Genomic DNA, 17565 nt, shown 5'->3' on the forward strand with positions numbered 1-17565 from the left:
GATGAAGGAGTCATCATGACCGTCTACGCACAGCCCGGCACTGAAGGCAGCGTTGTCAGCTTCAAGCCCCGGTACGAGAACTACATCGGCGGCGAATGGGTCGCCCCGGTGAAGGGACAGTATTTCGAGAATCCCTCACCGGTGAACGGCAAGACGTTCACCGAGGTGGCGCGCTCCACTGCAGAGGACATCGAGCTCGCCCTTGATGCCGCTCACAAGGCGGCACCTGCCTGGGGGAAGACCACGGTGGCCGAACGGGCAGTGCTGCTGAACACAATCGCCGACCGGATCGAAGAGAACCTCGAGCTGCTGGCCGTGGCTGAGACCTGGGAGAACGGCAAACCGGTGCGGGAGACCCTGGCTGCCGACCTTCCGCTGGCGGTGGACCACTTCCGGTACTTCGCCGGCGTGATCCGGGCCCAGGAGGGTGGTATCAGTGAGATCGACCCCACTACCGTGGCCTACCACTACCATGAGCCGCTGGGCGTGGTCGGCCAGATCATCCCGTGGAACTTCCCAATCCTGATGGCGGTGTGGAAACTCGCCCCGGCCCTGGCCGCGGGAAATGCCGTGGTGCTCAAGCCCGCTGAGCAGACTCCCAGCTCCATCCTGGTGCTGATGGAACTGCTCAGCGATCTGATTCCCGACGGCGTGGTCAACGTGGTCAACGGTTTCGGTGCTGAGGCCGGCGCGCCCCTTGCCTCGAACCCGAGGATCAGGAAGGTCGCCTTCACCGGTGAGACCACCACGGGACGGCTGATCATGCAGTACGCCAGCCAGAACCTGATTCCGGTGACTTTGGAACTGGGCGGGAAGTCGCCGAACATCTTCTTCGAAGACGTCGCCCAGGCCGATGATGCCTTCTACGACAAAGCGTTGGAAGGCTTCACCATGTTCGCGCTGAACCAGGGCGAAGTCTGCACCTGCCCTTCCCGCGCACTGATCCAGTCCAGCATCATCGACGGCTTCCTTGAGGCGGCGGTGGAACGCACCAAGGCCGTCACACAGGGCAATCCGCTGGACACCGACACCCAAGTCGGCGCCCAGGCCTCCAACGATCAGCTGGAGAAGATCCTCAGCTACCTCGACATCGGGCAGAAGGAGGGGGCCGAGGTGCTCACCGGTGGATCCCGCGTGGACCTCGGGGGGGACCTGGCAGAGGGCTACTACGTGGAGCCGACCATCTTCCGCGGCAACAACGCCATGCGGATCTTCCAGGAGGAGATCTTCGGCCCGGTGGTCTCGGTGACCGAGTTCTCCGATTACGACGACGCCATCTCCATCGCCAATGACACCCTCTATGGGCTCGGTGCCGGCGTCTGGTCCCGGAACGGGAATGTGGCCTACCAGGCCGGGAGGGACATCCAGGCAGGCCGGGTGTGGACCAACTGCTACCACCAGTACCCAGCACACGCCGCATTCGGCGGGTACAAGAACTCCGGCATCGGCCGGGAGAACCACCTGATGATGCTGTCCCACTATCAGCAGACCAAGAATCTGCTGGTCAGCTACTCGGAGGATAAGCTCGGATTCTTCTGAGTTAGTCTCGGCGGCGTTGCCGCGGCCATCGGGCCTGAAGTCGCCGCATCGCTTCGCTTGCGGCTCACGTGATGTGAAGAGAAGGGAGACAAACAATGGGTGCTGAGCGCATCGCAGTGACAGATGAAGCTGCCGCCCTGCTGCGTCAACTCCGCGACGAGCACGGCCAGCCGCTGATGTTCCACCAATCTGGGGGATGCTGCGACGGCTCAGCACCCATGTGCTACACCCAGGGCACCTTTATGACCGGACCCCAGGACGTGCTGCTGGGGGAGCTGGAGCCGGGGACTCCGGAACCGGTGCCGGTGTGGATCTCCAAGGCGCAGTTCGAATACTGGTCCCATACCCACATCACCATCGATGTGACCGCAGGCCGGGGCTCGGGCTTCAGCATCGAAGGCCCCACCGGCAACAGGTTCATTGTCCGCTCCCGGCTGTTCACCGAGGAGGAGCAGGAGAGCCTTACGCCGGTGACCTACGGTTCGCCCGGCTGAGCGCAGCGCACCTGCTCAGATGACGCCCTGGGCGAGCATGGCGTCAGCCACCTGAGTGAAACCGGCGATGTTGGCCCCGGCCACATAGTCCCCGGGAATGCCGTACTCCTCGGCGGTTGAGGCGCAGCGGGTATGCACGTTCTCCATAATCTCCGAAAGGCGCTGCTCGGTGTACTCCGCTGACCAGGAGTCTCTGGTGGCGTTCTGCTGCATCTCCAGTGCCGATGTGGCCACGCCACCGGCGTTGGCGGCTTTGCCTGGGCCGAAGAGCACGTCAGCCTCGCGCAGCCGGCGGATCGCCTCCGGGGTGGTGGGCATATTGGCACCCTCCACCACTGCTGTGACCCCGGAGGAGATGAGGGTCGCGGCGTCGTCCTCGTCCAACTCGTTCTGGGTGGCACAGGGCAGGGCTACGTCCACAGCGCTCTTCTGCGCTACTGCCCAGACTCGTGTGCCCTCAAGATACTGGGCCTGCGGCCGCTGCTCGGCGTAGCTGCTGATCCGTGCGCGGCTGACCTCTTTGACCTCGCGCAGAAGATCCAGGTCGATCCCGTCTGGGTCATAGACGCTGCCGGAGGAGTCAGAGGCACCCACCACGGTGCCGCCGAGCTCGTGCACCTTCTCAATGGCGTAGATGGCCACATTCCCGGAGCCCGAGACCAATGCGGTGGTGCCGTCGAAGGACGTTCCGGCCGCGCGGAGCATATGCTCGGCGAAGAACACGGTGCCGTACCCGGTGGCTTCGGTCCGCAGCAGGGATCCGCCCCAGGTCACGCCCTTTCCAGTGATCACACCGGACTCATAGCGGTTGGCGATGCGCTTGTACTGGCCGAACAGATACCCGATCTCGCGGCGGCCCACCCCGATGTCCCCGGCGGGAACGTCCACCCGGTCGCCCAGGTGCCGGTACGCCTCGGTCATGAAGGACTGGCAGAACCGCATGATCTCAGCATCACTGCGGTCCTTGGGATCGAAGTCGCTGCCGCCCTTTCCACCGCCGATGGGCAGTCCGGTCAGTGCGTTCTTGAAGACCTGCTCGAAGCCGAGGAACTTCACCGTGCCCAGCAGCACGCTGGGATGAAAGCGCAGACCCCCTTTGTACGGACCCAGGGCTGAGTTGTACTGGACACGGAACCCGCGGCTGATGTGCACAGTGCCGGCATCGTCGGTCCAGGGAATACGGAAGATGATCTGCCGCTCCGGCTCGCAGAGACGCTCCAGGATGGAGGCCTCAACGTACTCGGGGTGGCGCGAGAGCACCGTCGGCAGCGAATCGAAGACCTCCCTGACCGCCTGATGAAACTCATGCTCTCCGGGATTTCGACTGATGACCTGCTGAAAGACCTTGTCGATCTGCTTGGCGCTGGGGCTCACACCATTCCTCTCGTCGCGGGGTTTTCGCACTCCGGGAAATCATGCTAGCCGCTCAGGTGTCGCCTATCTGGTAGGCACCGCAACTCCGGGCAGACGCCAGAGGCAGAAGCTGGGACCGGATGCCGTGATCTTCACTGTTGAGCCATCATGGGTCAGCACTGCCTCACCCCAGAGCTTCTGAGCCTCATTGAGGCCGGCACACACCGTTGCTGAGAGCTCCACTGAGTAGTGCCGAGTCTGAGCCGGACCTGCGGCAAAAACCAGCAGAGCCTCCGCTTCGGACTCACGGACGAAGACCAAGCCATGGTCGTCGGCGTGGAGCCAGCGCATACCGCCATCGGTCAGCACCGGGTGGCGCCTGCGCAGTCCGATCAGCTCTTGATAGAGGCGGATCCTGCTGGCGAATTCCTGATCCTGGGCTTTGTCCCAGGGAATCGGAGTCCGGCTGAGCTCGCCGTCAGCGCCGGTCAGGCCGAACTCGTCACCTGCGAAGACGCTGGGCAGCCCCGGCAGGCTCATCTGGAGTCCGATTGCCACAGCAATGGTCTGCGGACCGGCATGAGTGGCGAACCGGCCAGTGTCGTGGGTGTCCAAGGGGTGCATATTGCCCAGTCGGATGCGCCAGGGGACGGGAGCGTTGAACCGGTCCACCGCGCAGGCGAAATCCCGTGCCGTGCCCTGCGGTATGCCGCCGACCGGTTGGCCGAAGAACCAGGGAACTCTCTGCTGCCCTCCCTCCGCTGTCGGATAGGGGGCGCCGTCGGGCTCTGCCAGCCAGCTCCACAACGGCCGGGTGAACGAGGGGTAGGTCATCGCCCCGTGCCAGGAATCACCGGTGAGGTCCCCGGTGGCGTCGTTGGTGGATTCGGCCAGCAGGATCGAGTCAGGTTTGACCTGTTCCATCGTGCGGCGGAGGATCTGCCTCACCTCCGCGTTGAGGTCCACCTCGCGCAGCCTTCCGGTCATATTCGCCACGTCAATCCGCCAACCGTCGAGGTTGTAGGGCGGCTTCAACCATTTCGCGACCACCGAATCAGGGCCCTCGATGAAGGCTCTGCGCAGTTCCGGGGAGGTCCAGTCGAACTTGGGCAGGGTCTCGGTCCCCAACCAGGACTCATAGTCGGAGCCGCTGTGACCATCGGCGAAGTAGTAGAAGCGGCGCTCCGGCGAAGTGGGATCCTTCAGCGCCCGCTGGAACCAGATGTGCTGATCACCGGAGTGGTTGGTGGTGAGATCACCGATGACTCTCATACCTCGGGCATGTGCAGCATCCACCAGGCGAATCAGCGCTTCGTCTCCACCGAGCAGGGGGTCCACCGCCTCGAAGCTGGAGGCGTCGTAACGATGGTTCGAGGCGGCGGGGAAGAAGGGCGTCAGATAGATGATCCCCACACCCAGTGACTCGAGATGGTCGAGGCGCTCAGCGATTCCGTCCAGATCACCCCCGTAGAACTGACAGACCCGCGCCGGCATCACCGGGTCAACCGGGTCACTCCAGTCTGCGGGCTGAGCCCACTGGGGGATCTTCCGTGCTTCAGCGCCTGCTGAACGTGAGAACCGGTCCGGGAAGATCTGGTACATCACCGAATGGTTGAGCCAGTCCGGTGGACCGGGGTAGGCCAGCAGAGCGAAGTCATCGGCGTCGAGCACCTCTCCTCGGTGCGCTCCGGACTGGTTGAGCCACTTCACGCTCGGTGCCGAGCGTGATGCGGCCGCGTCGTCGTGAATGAGCAGCCAGCGGTAGCCGTGCCGGGGATTGGCCACGGTGACTTCGGCCTCCCACCAGTGCCAGCCGCCGGCGGTTCCGCAGTGCTGTGCGGTGTCCCAATGCGGTTCATGGTCCGGATTGGAACGGACGGTCACCTGCTTGAGCCTGGGGTAGCTTTCCGGTACTCGCAGACGCAGCGTGACCGCCTCACCGAGCCCAGGGGCCTGAGTCGACACATGCAGCGGTGAGCCGTCGTGGTGGGGGAGTGGACGGGGAATCATTTGACGCTCCCTGCGACGAGACCGGAGACGATGTAGCGCTGCAGCAGCAGGAACAGTGCCACGGGGATGATGGCCGCCAGCACCGCACCCGCTGCGAAGACCGACCAGTTCTGTGAGGTCTCCTGGGAGATGAACTGGTAGAGCCCCACCGCGAGGGTCTGCCGCTCGGGGTCGCGGAGCAGCACCGAGGCGATGACGAACTCGCTGAGCGTGCCCACCAGGGAGAGCAGGGCAACGACTGCCAGGATCGGTGAGACCAGCGGGAGGATGATGGTGAAGAAGATCCGGGCATGTCCGGCGCCGTCGATGCGGGCTGCCTCATCGATCGAGGTGGGGACGGTGTTGAAGAACCCGTACATCAGATAGGTGTTCACGCCCAGGGCCCCGCCGAGGTAGACCATGATGAGTCCGATCTGGCTGTTCAGCCCGATGGCAGGGAAGATCTCACCGATCCCGAGCATCAGCAAAAAGATGGCGACCATGGCCAGCAGCTGGGGGAACATCTGGACCAGAACCAGCGTGATCAGACCGAATCGGCGGCCGGTGAACCGCATCCTGGAGAACGCATACGCAGCCAGTGCCCCGAGCAGGACCGAACCTGCCGACGCCGTGAGACCGATGAACAGGGTGTTGGCGAACCACGCAGCATACGGCTGCTGGGGGCGGTTGAAGAGCTCGATGTAGCTGCCCAGGCTGACGTTGCTGAACAGGTTGTTGGCGGTGATCAGCGTGCCGCCGGGACTGAGGGAGGCGGAGAATACGTAGACCAGCGGGAACATGGCGAAGACGACGACGCCCAGACCCACCAGATGCCGCCAGCCGGTCTCCCGCCACCACCGTGTGAACGGACGGCGGTTGAGCTTCGCCTCCTGTGCTGCCAGGGCCATATCAGTTCAGCTCCTCGAGTGCTTTGGTCTTGCGGAAGGCCAGCACGGAGATGGTTCCTACGATGATGAAGATCAGGATCGAGAAGGCGCTGGCAAGGCCGTAGTCTGCCTGTGATCCAACGAAGGCCACTTTGTAGACCATCGAGATCAGAATGTCGGTGGAACCGACGTTGACCCCGGCGGAGACGTCACGGGGCCCGCCGCCCGTGAGCATGTACACCAGGTTGAAGTTGTTGAAGTTGAAGGCGAAGGCACTGATCAGCAGAGGTGCCAGAGCGGTGAGCAGCAGTGGCAGTTTGATGCTGCGGAATGCTTGGAAGGGTCTGGCACCGTCGACCTGGGCGGCTTCTGTCAGTTCCTCGGGGATGGACTGCAGGGCGCCGGTGCACACCAGGAACATGTACGGGAAGCCGAGCCACAGGTTCACGATTAGGATGCTGATCTTCGCCAGCCAGGGATCAGTGAGCCAGGGGATGGCCGCACCACCGAAGAGAACATTGTTGATGAAGCCGAACTCTTGGTTCATCATCCCGGCCCAGACCAGTGCCGAGAGGAACCCCGGGAAGGCGTAGGGCAGGATCATCACCAGCCGGTAGTACTTCCTGGACTTCATGCGCTTGTCGTTGAAGACCACTGCCAGGAAGAGCCCCAGAACGAACGTGGTGACCACTGAAAGCAGAGCGAACGCGAAGGTCCAGATCGTGACATAGATCAGCGGACCGCGGATGGAATCCTCGGTGACAGCTCGGATGAAGTTGTCCATCCCCACTTGGATCCGCCAGCCAGGCAGGAGCTTTTCGCCCTCCTCACTGATGAAGGCACCCTCACCGGTGTCGGCGTACACCGTTCCGGTCTCCGAGTTGGTCATCGTGCCCTGAGCCTCGTTGTACTCGTACCTCGAGGTGTAGACGTATGCCCGCTGGCCGTCCTGGGTCCGCAGGTATCCGGCATTCGGGTCCTCACTCATCGGGACCACCAGGTTCGTGATCTCCTGCTGCCGGTTCAGCAGTTCCGCGAAGGGCAGAATCTCGTAGCCCTCGACGGCCACGACCCTGCCGTCCTCGACTGTGGCCTCATCGGTGAGCTCCAGCGGAGCTTCCTCTGCACCGATGTACACCTCACCCTCAGCGCTGGTCACAGCGAAGTAGAGCTCATCGGTGCTCAGCAGATCCCCTGACTCTTCGAGGATCGACACCTGATAGGTGGCAGAGTCCGGCACCCTGTCCTGGGTCTGGAGCATGATGGCGTGCACCGCATGTTCCTTGGTGGAGTTGTGACCGGTGCCGTAGTTGGTGAAGGCCACATATCCGGAGTAGAGGACCACGAAGATCTGAAAAATCAGCAGAAAGACCAGGCCTGGGGCCAGGTATTTGGCCGGAAGCGCACCTCGCTGCAGATAGATCCAGGTCAGTGCGGCGGCACCGACCACCACCAGTGAGCCGACAAGCCATCGTTCGTTCATGAACAGCACCAGGGATGCGTAGACCGCTGTTGCGCACAGAAGACCCAGCACGACGATCTTGAACAGGATCAGCTTCCATCCCATCGAGGTGGCATCGATGATCCTGCCCGCCTGCTTCTGCCGGCGGGTGAGCTTCTTGGACTGCTCCGGCTTTGGTCCGGTGGTGGTGGTCGTCTCCGTCATGTCTTACTCGATGGCTCCGTCGATGTCGTCTGCCATCTGCTCCCAGAGCGTCACCGGATCACCCTCACCATTGATGATCGCAGTTTGGCTCGCACCCCAGAAGTCCCAGACAGCCCCCATCTCAGGGACCGATGGCATGGGCACGGCCTCAGCGCCCACCTCGCCGAAGCCCGCCACGATATCGTCGTCGGAGAGCGCGGATTCGAAGGACTCCGATAATGCCGGAGCGCGTCCGCCCACCTCGTAGAGAGCAGTCTGGACCTCGGCGGAGCCGATGTAGTCGACCAAGAAAGTCGTCGCGGCCAGGGTGTTCTCGCTCTGCGCGGAGAGGAAGAAGCCCTGCACCCCGGCGAAGGGCTGTGCGTCCTGGTCACCGGCGCTGGGGATGGCATCGACTTCAACACTGATGCCGGCCTCCAGTGCGCTGGGCACATTCCACGGACCGGTCAGCTGGAAGGCCGCGTCGCCATCGTCGAAGGTCTCCGAGGCGAGATCGCCGTCGATATTGGTGTTCAGCACCCCCGCATCGCCCTGATCGGACAACCACTGGGCGAAGTCGGCTCCTCCCTCATTGCCGATGAGCAGTTCCTCGGGGTTGTAGCTTCCGTCCTCATTCTGGCCGAAGACCGGTGCGCCGAAAGACATCTGGAAGGGGTAGAGGTGGTAAGGGTCTGCCTGTTGCGGGTCCAAGCCCACCACGAACGGGTAGCTGGCGCCGGATTCCTCACCGAGCTGGATCATCTCGTCGAAGGACTCCGGAGCCTCGTCGACTAGGTCGGCGTTGCGCAGCAGGGCAATGTTCTCGATCGAGTAGGGCACGCCGTAGACCTGTCCGTCGTAGGACCACGCCTCGACCGCCACATCTTCGAAATCCCCCAGGGCGTCGCCGAGCTCGACCGGTGCGGCCACTCCATTGGTCACCAACACACCCAGCCAGTCGTGGGCGCCGACGGCGATGTCCGGCCCTTCTCCGGTGGGCACCTGGGAGACGAATTGATCACGAATCTCACCGAAGTCCTGCTGCACCAGGTTGACGGCGATCCCGGTGTCTGACTCGAAGTCAGCTGCTGCATCAGCGAGCACATCGGCGCGGTCAGCATCTACCCAGACCGTCAGCTCACCGGAGGCTTCAAGCTCAGCACTGTCCTCTCCGTTGCCGGCGCTCTCGGCGGTGTCATCGGTCTCAGCGGCTTCTTCGCCCCCAGTGCCTCCGCAGGCGGTCAGCGCCAGTGCGGAGATGCCGAGCACAGCGGTGATGCGGTTCAGTCCTGTGGCATTGGTGCTCATGGTGTGCCTCTCTGTGTGGAGTCGGAATGCTTGCGGCCCGAGTGATGATGTGCAAGCGCTTCCAGTATGACCAGATAATGTGATCTACGCAACTGTAGCTCGCGGTGCAAGCAAGGCACATTACCTCCAGTCAAACTGCGATTTATCCGCACCATCGGCTGTGATATGGCTTATGCAAGCGCTTCCATGTAGGGTGCTACTATGACTCCACATCATGATCCGCATCACCCCCCCGCAGCGGACGCCGGCCGGGAATGGTGGCGCAGTGCGGTGATCTATCAGATCTACCCACGCTCATTCGCCGATGCCAATGGTGATGGAATCGGCGACCTTCCCGGGATCACGGCCCGGATGGGCGACCTGCAAGACCTCGGCATTGATGCACTCTGGCTCAGTCCCTTCATGACCTCGCCGCAGAAGGATGCCGGATACGATGTCGCGGACTACTGTGACGTCGATCCGCTCTTCGGAACCCTGGCCGACTTCGACGACCTACTTGCCGCAGCGCATGCTCGGGGGATCCGGATCATCGTCGACCTGGTGCCGAACCACTCATCTGATCAGCACATCTGGTTTCAGCAGGCACTCACCGCGCGCCCGGAGAGCCCAGAGCGGAAGCGATACATCTTCCGTAATGGCCGGGGAGAGGACGGAGAGCTGCCGCCGAACAACTGGCAGTCGATCTTCGGGGGGCCGGCCTGGACCCGAGTCACTGAGGCAGACGGAAGTCTCGGTCAGTGGTATCTGCATCTGTTCGACTCCAGCCAGCCGGACTTCGACTGGTCCAATGAGGAGGTCAAGGAGGAGTTTCGGCGCATTCTGCGGTTCTGGCTGGACCGAGGAGTAGACGGATTCCGTGTGGATGTGGCCCATGGGCTGGTCAAGGACCAGGACTTCGCCGACTACACCCCGGACCCAGAGGCGGCGTCCATGGGGGGAGAGGAAACCCCTGCTCCCTACTTCGAACAGCCCGGTGTGCACGAGATCTACCGGGACTGGCGGAAGCTGCTCAATCAGTACAGCGGAGACCGCGCACTCTGCGGTGAGGCGTGGACGTCCTCGGTGGAGTCGATGGCCCTGTGGGTGCGGCCGGATGAGATGCACCAGACGTTCAACTTCGAGTACCTGCTTGCCCCGTGGGAGGCAGCGGAGCTGCGTTCGATCATCGAGCGATCGGTGAGTGCCTTCGGCGGTGTCGGCGCGCCTGGCACCTGGGTGCTGTCCAACCATGATGTGATCCGTCACACCACCAGGCTCTCCCTGACCTCCGAACCTGCTCAGGGCACCGGAATCGGCCCGGACTTCCCCGGGATTCCCGAGTACGATGACGCGGTGCTCCGAGGCCAGGCCGCCACAGCCCTGATGCTGGCCCTGCCCGGGTCGGCCTATATCTATCAGGGCGAGGAGCTGGGTCTCGATGAGGTCCACGACCTGCCTGCGGAGTCACGGCAGGATCCCACCTGGTTCAGGACCAACGGCGAGAAGGTCGGCCGCGACGGGTGCCGGGTTCCGCTGCCCTGGGATGCTGATCAACCTGCCTATGGGTTCAACCGCACCGGAGAGTCTTGGCTGCCTCAGCCCGCCCGCTGGGCATCACTGGCCCGTGACCGGCAGCAGGCCGATCCAGGATCCACCTTGTCTCTGTACCGAGCGCTGCTGCGGCTGCGCCGCGACCTGGGGTTGGGTACAGGTGAGATCGAATGGATCGAGGGCTACGGCGAAGGTGTGCTGGCGTTCCAGAATCGGGAGGTTATCGTGATTGCCAATATCAGCGGTGAGCCGGTGGATCTGCCGTCTGGGGCGGAGGTCCTGGTGACCAGCCGCCCGCTAGACGGCAGGGAGATTCACGCTGACACCACAGTATGGTTGAGGCAGAATCACTCTCACTGAGAGGAGGGAGCTCTGTGGTCAGCCTGGACGAGGTCGCACGCACGGCAGGAGTGTCCTCTGCCACCGTCTCGCGCGCGCTCAGCGGCCGAGGTCATGTCTCGCCTGCCACCCGGGATCGGGTGCTGGAGGCCGCTGAGCAACTGGGCTACGTGGTCTCTTCTGCGGCATCGAGCCTGGCTTCAGGACGCAGCCGCAGCATCGGGGTGATGACCCCCGATTTGCATCGGTGGTTCTTCAACTCGGTGCTGACCGGAATATCGGACACACTGACCAGGGCCGGCTTCGACCTCACTCTCTACAACGTCACCAGCGACCCTCAGCTGCGGCATGAGATCTTCCGAGCCTTTCTGCAGCGCCGCCGTGTGGACGGGGTCATTGTGCTGGCTCTGGAGCTCGATGACTGGGAGGCCGAGCAGCTGAAGCAGCTGGATCTTCCGGTGATTGTGCTCGGTGGAGCGCTGCAGGACCTGCCCAGCATGTCTGTCAACGATCAGGGGCTGATCCGCCTGGCTGCTGAGCATCTGCTCTCACTGGGGCACCGGAACATCGGATACATCGGCGGCGATCAGGCCTTCGATGCGGACTACCACGTGCCTACTCAGCGCCGAGAAGGCTTCAGCGAGGCTCTGCGGGACTTCGGCGTTGAACCCCATGTTCAGCTGTCTCGGGCCGCCGACTTCACCATCGCCGGAGGCTACCAAGTGGCCAAACAGCTGTTCGGCTCGCCAGCCGCAGCGATGACCGGCCTGGTCGCTGCCTCCGATGAGATGGCGATCGGTGCCCTGCTGGCGGCGAAAGATCTGGGCGTCCAGGTACCGCATCAGGTCTCGGTGGTGGGGGTGGACGGTCATGAGCTGGGTGAGCTGTTCGGTCTCACCACAGTGGACCAGCATCCTGTGGGACAAGGGCGGACTGCCGCTGAGCATATTCTGGGCCGGGTCGAGGGACGAGGCAACGGCGATGTCGAGCTTCCCTTCGAGCTGGTAGTGCGGTCCACCAGTGCAGCGCCTTCACAGGCTGTGGACGGCTCGCCCTAATCGATGAGGCCGGCGCGGCGGCGGGTGCTCCGGTTGGCGTGGTCGGAGTATCGGGGCAGCCAGCGCTGCATACCGGCGGCGGCCAGCGGGCCGATGAACGATGCCGCCCACACCCCAGCGGCCAGTGAGCCCAGCGCGGCACCAGCGGAAAGGATCAGCGGGCCTGAACCCAGGCCGATATCGGTCAGCAGCCGCCATGCGCCCAGGAACTGCGGACGGGCCTGCGGGGGAGAGATGTCTGAGGCGATGGTCATCATGATGCCTGAGCCGCAGCCGTTGGCGAAGCCCAGCAGCATGGCCACCACGGCCAGCCCGGTGGCTGTGGAGGTCACGGGGAACAACGCCATCGCCAGCCCCAGCATGGTCATCGCCGGGACACCGACCCAGAGCCTGCCCAGCTTGTCCATCACCTTGCCCGCCGGGTAGAAGAGCAGCATGTCGATCCCGCCCGCCAGGCCGAACAGCAGCGAGATGGTGGTGGGGTCGAGTTCGATGTATTCGCCCCACAGCGGGATGACCTGCTGGCGGGCACCCCGGATCGCGCCGACCAGCATCCCTACCGTGCCCAGGGTGAGCAGCATTCGGCGCTGCTCGTTGAGGACGGTCCAGAAGCGCGGCTTGGTGAGTGCTTCAGTGACCGAAGTTGCGGCGGCGTCGTCCTTCTTCTTCCTGGTGGGGCGTGCCAGCCACACAGTGACGGTGGCCGCCAGGGCGGTCACCACCGCGATGAAGAACACCGTGCTCATGTCGAAGAAGTAGATCACCGCTGCACCCAGGAAGGGGCCGACGAACTGCCCGATCCGATGCACCCCGCCGAGGGTGGAGAGCACCGTGGCGCGATGAAAAGCCGGTGTCACCTCAGTGAGATAGGAATGCCGGGCCAGATGGAAGACCGCGTTGGATGCGCCGACCAGCAGAACAGCCGCACCCAGGGTGATCACGGAGGGGGCCAGGGCAGCAGCGAGGAAGCCGAGGGCCGCCACAGAACCTGCCACCAGCATGGCGGGACGGTCACCGATCTTGGCGGCCAGCTGACCGGCCGGAAGGTCCGCCAGAATCTGGCCCACCGGCAGCATGGCGGCGATCACACCGGCCATTGCCAGGCTCGCCCCGCGCTCCACGCTGTAGGGGGCGATGATCGGCAGCATCGCTCCGATTCCGGTGCTGAAGATGAACGCCGGGATGAGCGCCCCCAGCACGACGTCCCTGAAGGGGAAGGTGGGCTGAGCTGCGGCTTTGGTCACGTCTCCACACTCTACTCGCACGGTAGGGTTAGCAGTGAGCGAGCCGGGTGTCCGGCTCGTGCGAAGCACCAGGAGGGAAGCGAGCCAACGATGTCCTCACCGGCCCAGCGCTACGCTGAATCTCGGCGCCGCGCAGCTGAGGCAAAGACCCAGCTCGGCGTCTTCACCGCCCATCAGTCGTTTGACCTCGATGACTTCCAGCGCGAATCCTGCCGCCACCTCGAAGACGGTAGGGCGGTTCTGGTGGCAGCACCGACCGGAGCGGGCAAGACGATTGTGGGGGAGTTCGCCGTCCACCTGGCACTGGTCCAGGGCAAGAAGACCTTCTACACCACTCCGATCAAAGCGCTGAGCAACCAGAAGTTCCAGGAGCTTCGCCAGCAATACGGCTCAGATCGGGTGGGCCTGCTCACCGGTGACACCTCCATCAACTCCGAGGCTCCCGTGGTGGTGATGACCACAGAGGTGTTGCGCAACATGCTCTATCAGGACTCCGGCACGCTGGCGGAGCTGGGGTTCGTGGTGATGGACGAGGTTCACTATTTGGCTGATCGCTTCCGCGGTGCGGTGTGGGAGGAAGTCATCATCCATCTGCCGGAGTCGGTGCAGGTGGCTGCGCTCTCAGCCACAGTCTCCAATGCCGAGGAGTTCGGCGCCTGGCTGGACACCGTTCGTGGTGAAACTGCTGTGGTGGTCTCCGAGCACCGCCCGGTGCCGCTGTGGCAGCACATGCTGGTCGACTACCAGCTTCTCGACCTGTTCGTCTCCGAGAGGAACGAGGGCGTAGCCCAACTGGTCAACCCCGAGCTGCAGAGGCTCTCCCACTATTCCCAGGCGCCTGCCTCACGCCGCTCCGGGGGCCACCGCGGCCGGGGCAGAGGCAGACGTGACCACCGCCGGGACTTCAGCCGCTCAGCACAACGAGGCGGGGGAGAGGTCTCCCGGCTCTCCGGTACTCCCAAGGGTGCTCCACGGCTGAGCCGCCCCCGGACGATCAGAGCGCTGGACCGGGAAGGCCTGCTGCCCTGCATCGACTTCATCTTCTCCCGAGCAGGCTGCGAAGCCGCTGTGGAGCAGTGTCTGCACCACGGCATCCAGCTGACCACGAAGCAGGAGGCTCAGGAGATCGCCTCTCGCGTGGAGGCCATGGGCTGGGAACTACCGGCCGAGGACCTTGCCGTTCTGGGCTTCGACAGTTTCCGTGAGGCTCTGATCAGCGGCATAGCCGCTCATCATGCAGGCATGTTGCCCCCGTTCAAGGAACTGGTGGAGAACCTCTACGCCGAAGGCCTGCTGAAGGTGGTGTTCGCCACTGAGACCCTGGCCCTGGGGATCAACATGCCGGCACGAACCGTGGTGCTGGAGAAGCTGGACAAGTTCAACGGAGAGAGCCACCAGGACATCACCCCCGGTGAGTACACGCAGCTCACCGGGCGGGCGGGGCGCCGCGGGATCGACGTGGAGGGTCACGCCGTAGTGGTCTGGCAGCCTGGGATGGACCCGCGTCAGGTAGCGGGTCTTGCCTCCAAACGGACCTATCCGCTGAACTCGAGTTTTCGACCCAGCTACAACATGGCGGTCAACCTCACCGCACAGTTCGGACGCCGCCGGGCTCGCACGATCCTGGAGTCCTCCTTCGCCCAGTTCCAGGCTGACCGGGCAGTGGTCGGGCTGGCCCGCGATGTGGCCAAACGCGAGTCCTCACTGGAGGGGTACCAGGACGCCATGGCCTGCCATCTGGGAGACTTCGGCGAGTACGCCGAACTGCGCCGTCGGCTCAATGAGCAGCAGAAGGACCAGGCCAAAGCCCGCAACAGACAGCGCAGGACAGAGATCGTCCGGCTGCTCAGTGCTTTGGAGCCGGGGGACGTGATCGAGGTCGGTGGGCGCCGTCGTCTGGGTGATTGCCTGGTTGTTCACTCGGCGCCCGAACATGACCCGCGCCCCGGGGTGATCACTGAGGACGGCAAGCTGCGCAATGTGACCGTGGAAGATTTCGCACAGCCGCCGGAGGTCATCGCCAGTATCCGCCTGCCGAGGAAACCGCAGGTCAAAGTGCCCAAGATCAGGCGGGACCTGGCCTCGGCCATGCGCAATGCTCTGCGAGAACGCACCCCGCCCCGGAAGAACGCATCCCAGCCGGGATTCGGATTCACCGACGACGACGCCGGCTCGCATCCCAGTGTGGAGCAACTTGAGTCCCAGCTGCGCAAACACCCCTGCCACTCCTGTTCCGACAGGGAGGAGCACGCCCGGTGGGCTGAGCGTTGGTGGAAGCTGCGCCGGGAGACAGACCAGCTCAAGGCGAAGATCGACCGGCGGACCGGGTCCATCGCCAAGACCTTCGACCGGGTCTGTGGGGTCCTCTTCGAACTCGGGCATCTGCAGCCTGCCCAGGAGGAGAAGATCCCCACTGGCGCACCCCTGCACGAAGAGTTCAACGCCGAGGAGTTCCTGGTCACCGCCCGCGGCCAGCGGCTGCGCAGGATCTACGGTGAGCGGGACCTGTTCACCGAGCTGCTCATGGACCGTGGAGTGCTGGATCAGCTCGGTGCCGAAGAGCTTGCCGCCTTCTCCACGCTACTGGTCTACCAGGCCAAGCGTGAGGACGAGGGAGCGATGCCGCAGATGCCCACCAAGAAGCTCTCCGCCGCGGTGCGTTCGGCCCTTGAGGTGCACGCTGAGCTTGAGGCTCTGGAGAAGCGTCACCACCTGGAGCCCACTGACGCTCCGGAGCTGGGCCTGAGCCTCCCGATGTACTCCTGGGCCACCGGGACGAGCCTGAAGTCTGCGCTCGAGGAGTCCCCGCTGGCAGCAGGTGATTTTGTGCGCTGGGCCAAGCAGTGCATCGACACCCTCGACCAGATCTCCGCGGTGCCTACTGCCAGCGCCCGGTTCACCAGCCGGTGCCAGGAGGCTGTGGACCTCATCGCCAGGGGAGTGGTCTCCTACTCATCAGTCGTCTACCAGTCCGCAGAGGAAGATTACGATTCAGATGCCTCCAGTGACCTCTGAGCAGCCCACCCACCCGCCGGCCCTGCTGTACAACGGCACCATTCACTCCACCGCTGAGCCCTACGCCGAGGCAATGGTCGTCGAGGACGGTCAGGTGGCTTGGTTGGGGAGTGATGAGACGGCTGAACGGCTGCGCGAGGAGCGGTTCTTCGTCCATGACCTGGACCGGGCCCTGGTGGCACCGGCCTTTGTGGGGATGGTGAGTCTCACCGCGCCCGAGCTTGATGGCGGTGCTGTGGCTCAGATCCTCGATACAGCGGCACATCAGCTGGGCTACTCGGCGCTTCGGCTGGTCACCGAGCTGGAGGTCACCGACATCGCAGATGAGGCCAGGGCCTCCACTGTGCAGCATCTCTACGAGGTGCTGCAGGTTGCCGCCGATCATCCGGTGGATGTCTGGCCGGCAGTCCTGCTGCGGGGTGTGACCGCAGACGGGGGAGCGCCATCGATCGCTCCGGTCAATGATCTGCTGGACCTGTTGGATGAGCTGGATGCTCAGGGGCGGGAGGTGGCGGTAGCGCTGGACCTTACTGAGATCCAGCCGAATCTGCTGGGCGTGCGGTCTTGGTCTGCCGAAGCGGGCAGGCAGCTGCTGCTGGACTGCCGCGGCTGTGAACCCGGCGTCGTCGTCGATTCTGTGGTGACATCGCAGAAGCACCTGCGGGAGCTGAGGCAGACACCCTCACCGTCTACGCCGACGGTCCTGGTGGGCTTCGACTCCGCGGAAAGAAGCTTGTGGGAGCAGCTGCTCAACACTGGGGTTCACGTGCTGCTGACCGGGCCGGGCCATGTGGCCACAGCTCTGGCGGTCGGTGTGCCGACCTCCGCGGCACCGGGGGAGGGGGAGAATCCCTGGGAGTTGGTCTCACACCATGTTCATCACCACACTGACCCGGTCTCGGCGCGGGCTGCCTTCAATGCCCAGACCCGGGGCGCCTACCGTTCGCTGCCGGATGCTCCAGTCTCCGCAGGTCAGCTGAATCCGGGCAGTGCGGCGACCTACGCGGTATGGGAGGTGGAGGCGGTGGCGGTGCAGACGCCGAATTCGACAGTATCGGCCTGGAGCACCGATACCCGCGCACGTACTCCAATGCTGCCCTATCTGGATGGAGAAACACTTCCGCGGCTGGTCAGCACCATCATCCGCGGGCGGTAGATTGGAGT

The 17565-nt window shown here is 63.9% G+C and carries 12 protein-coding genes; 6 read left to right on the forward strand and 6 right to left on the reverse strand.

Features of this window, described 5'->3' with window-relative positions:
• Positions 1–15: 15 nt before the first annotated feature.
• Together exaC and DVO78_RS13025 are read left to right on the forward strand one after the other, a co-directional pair.
• The gene (gene exaC / locus DVO78_RS13020) at positions 16–1539 is read left to right on the forward strand and encodes an acetaldehyde dehydrogenase ExaC (RefSeq protein ID WP_120005301.1); all 1524 of its coding nucleotides are present in this window, start codon (positions 16–18) and stop codon (positions 1537–1539) included.
• 95 nt (positions 1540–1634) lie between these two features.
• A complete protein-coding gene (locus DVO78_RS13025; RefSeq protein WP_120005302.1) occupies positions 1635–2033 on the forward strand; it encodes a DUF779 domain-containing protein in 399 nt (132 codons plus the stop codon).
• A gap of 15 nt (positions 2034–2048) precedes the next feature.
• Here DVO78_RS13025 and gdhA read toward each other — a convergent pair whose 3' ends face one another.
• From gdhA to DVO78_RS13050, 5 genes are all read right to left on the reverse strand, one after another.
• Positions 2049–3407, reverse strand: a complete 1359-nt coding sequence (gene gdhA, locus DVO78_RS13030) for an NADP-specific glutamate dehydrogenase (RefSeq protein ID WP_120005303.1) — start codon at positions 3405–3407, stop codon at positions 2049–2051.
• 63 nt (positions 3408–3470) lie between these two features.
• Complete coding sequence (locus tag DVO78_RS13035; protein ID WP_238385291.1) at positions 3471–5396, reverse strand: glycoside hydrolase family 13 protein; 1926 nt, start codon at positions 5394–5396, stop codon at positions 3471–3473.
• Complete coding sequence (locus DVO78_RS13040; protein WP_120005304.1) at positions 5393–6283, reverse strand: sugar ABC transporter permease; 891 nt, start codon at positions 6281–6283, stop codon at positions 5393–5395. Before DVO78_RS13040 ends, DVO78_RS13035 begins: the two co-directional genes overlap by 4 nt.
• Before the next feature lies 1 nt (position 6284).
• Positions 6285–7928, reverse strand: a complete 1644-nt coding sequence (locus DVO78_RS13045; protein WP_120005305.1) for an ABC transporter permease subunit — start codon at positions 7926–7928, stop codon at positions 6285–6287.
• Between the two features lie 3 nt (positions 7929–7931).
• On the reverse strand, positions 7932–9215 hold the full coding sequence (locus tag DVO78_RS13050; protein ID WP_120005306.1) for a sugar ABC transporter substrate-binding protein: 1284 nt from the start codon (positions 9213–9215) through the stop codon (positions 7932–7934).
• Positions 9216–9416: 201 nt separating this feature from the next.
• Between DVO78_RS13050 and DVO78_RS13055 the strand changes: the two genes are divergently transcribed.
• Positions 9417–11105: a glycoside hydrolase family 13 protein gene (locus DVO78_RS13055; RefSeq protein WP_120005307.1), complete on the forward strand. Its 1689-nt coding sequence runs from the start codon at positions 9417–9419 to the stop codon at positions 11103–11105.
• A gap of 14 nt (positions 11106–11119) precedes the next feature.
• Complete coding sequence (locus DVO78_RS13060; RefSeq protein ID WP_120005308.1) at positions 11120–12142, forward strand: LacI family DNA-binding transcriptional regulator; 1023 nt, start codon at positions 11120–11122, stop codon at positions 12140–12142.
• Here the strand turns inward: DVO78_RS13060 and DVO78_RS13065 are convergent.
• Positions 12139–13386: an MFS transporter gene (locus tag DVO78_RS13065; RefSeq protein WP_238385292.1), complete on the reverse strand. Its 1248-nt coding sequence runs from the start codon at positions 13384–13386 to the stop codon at positions 12139–12141. The two genes, DVO78_RS13060 and DVO78_RS13065, sit on opposite strands and share 4 nt — an antisense overlap.
• 90 nt (positions 13387–13476) lie before the next feature.
• On the opposite strand from DVO78_RS13065, the gene DVO78_RS13070 reads away from it, so the two are divergent.
• Positions 13477–16401: a DEAD/DEAH box helicase gene (locus DVO78_RS13070; protein WP_120005309.1), complete on the forward strand. Its 2925-nt coding sequence runs from the start codon at positions 13477–13479 to the stop codon at positions 16399–16401.
• Positions 16382–17557, forward strand: coding sequence for a hypothetical protein (locus DVO78_RS13075; RefSeq protein WP_157984035.1), 1176 nt, complete (start codon positions 16382–16384; stop codon positions 17555–17557). The genes DVO78_RS13070 and DVO78_RS13075 overlap by 20 nt, the downstream gene beginning before the upstream one ends.
• The last annotated feature ends 8 nt before the right edge of the window (positions 17558–17565 follow it).

The organism is Nesterenkonia muleiensis (assembly GCF_003600155.1).
GTDB classification, from domain to species: domain Bacteria; phylum Actinomycetota; class Actinomycetes; order Actinomycetales; family Micrococcaceae; genus Nesterenkonia; species Nesterenkonia muleiensis.

Bases quoted from the DNA above. Each gene is read 5' to 3' on its own strand.
- DVO78_RS13040 (WP_120005304.1), bottom strand. From the start codon at position 6,283: ATGGCCCTGGCAGCACAGGAGGCGAAGCTCAACCGCCGTCCGTTCACA.
- DVO78_RS13035 (WP_238385291.1), bottom strand. From the start codon at position 5,396: ATGATTCCCCGTCCACTCCCCCACCACGACGGCTCACCGCTGCATGTG.
- DVO78_RS13070 (WP_120005309.1), top strand. From the start codon at position 13,477: ATGTCCTCACCGGCCCAGCGCTACGCTGAATCTCGGCGCCGCGCAGCT.
- DVO78_RS13055 (WP_120005307.1), top strand. From the start codon at position 9,417: ATGACTCCACATCATGATCCGCATCACCCCCCCGCAGCGGACGCCGGC.
- DVO78_RS13050 (WP_120005306.1), bottom strand. From the start codon at position 9,215: ATGAGCACCAATGCCACAGGACTGAACCGCATCACCGCTGTGCTCGGC.
- DVO78_RS13025 (WP_120005302.1), top strand. From the start codon at position 1,635: ATGGGTGCTGAGCGCATCGCAGTGACAGATGAAGCTGCCGCCCTGCTG.
- exaC (WP_120005301.1), top strand. From the start codon at position 16: ATGACCGTCTACGCACAGCCCGGCACTGAAGGCAGCGTTGTCAGCTTC.
- DVO78_RS13045 (WP_120005305.1), bottom strand. From the start codon at position 7,928: ATGACGGAGACGACCACCACCACCGGACCAAAGCCGGAGCAGTCCAAG.
- DVO78_RS13075 (WP_157984035.1), top strand. From the start codon at position 16,382: ATGCCTCCAGTGACCTCTGAGCAGCCCACCCACCCGCCGGCCCTGCTG.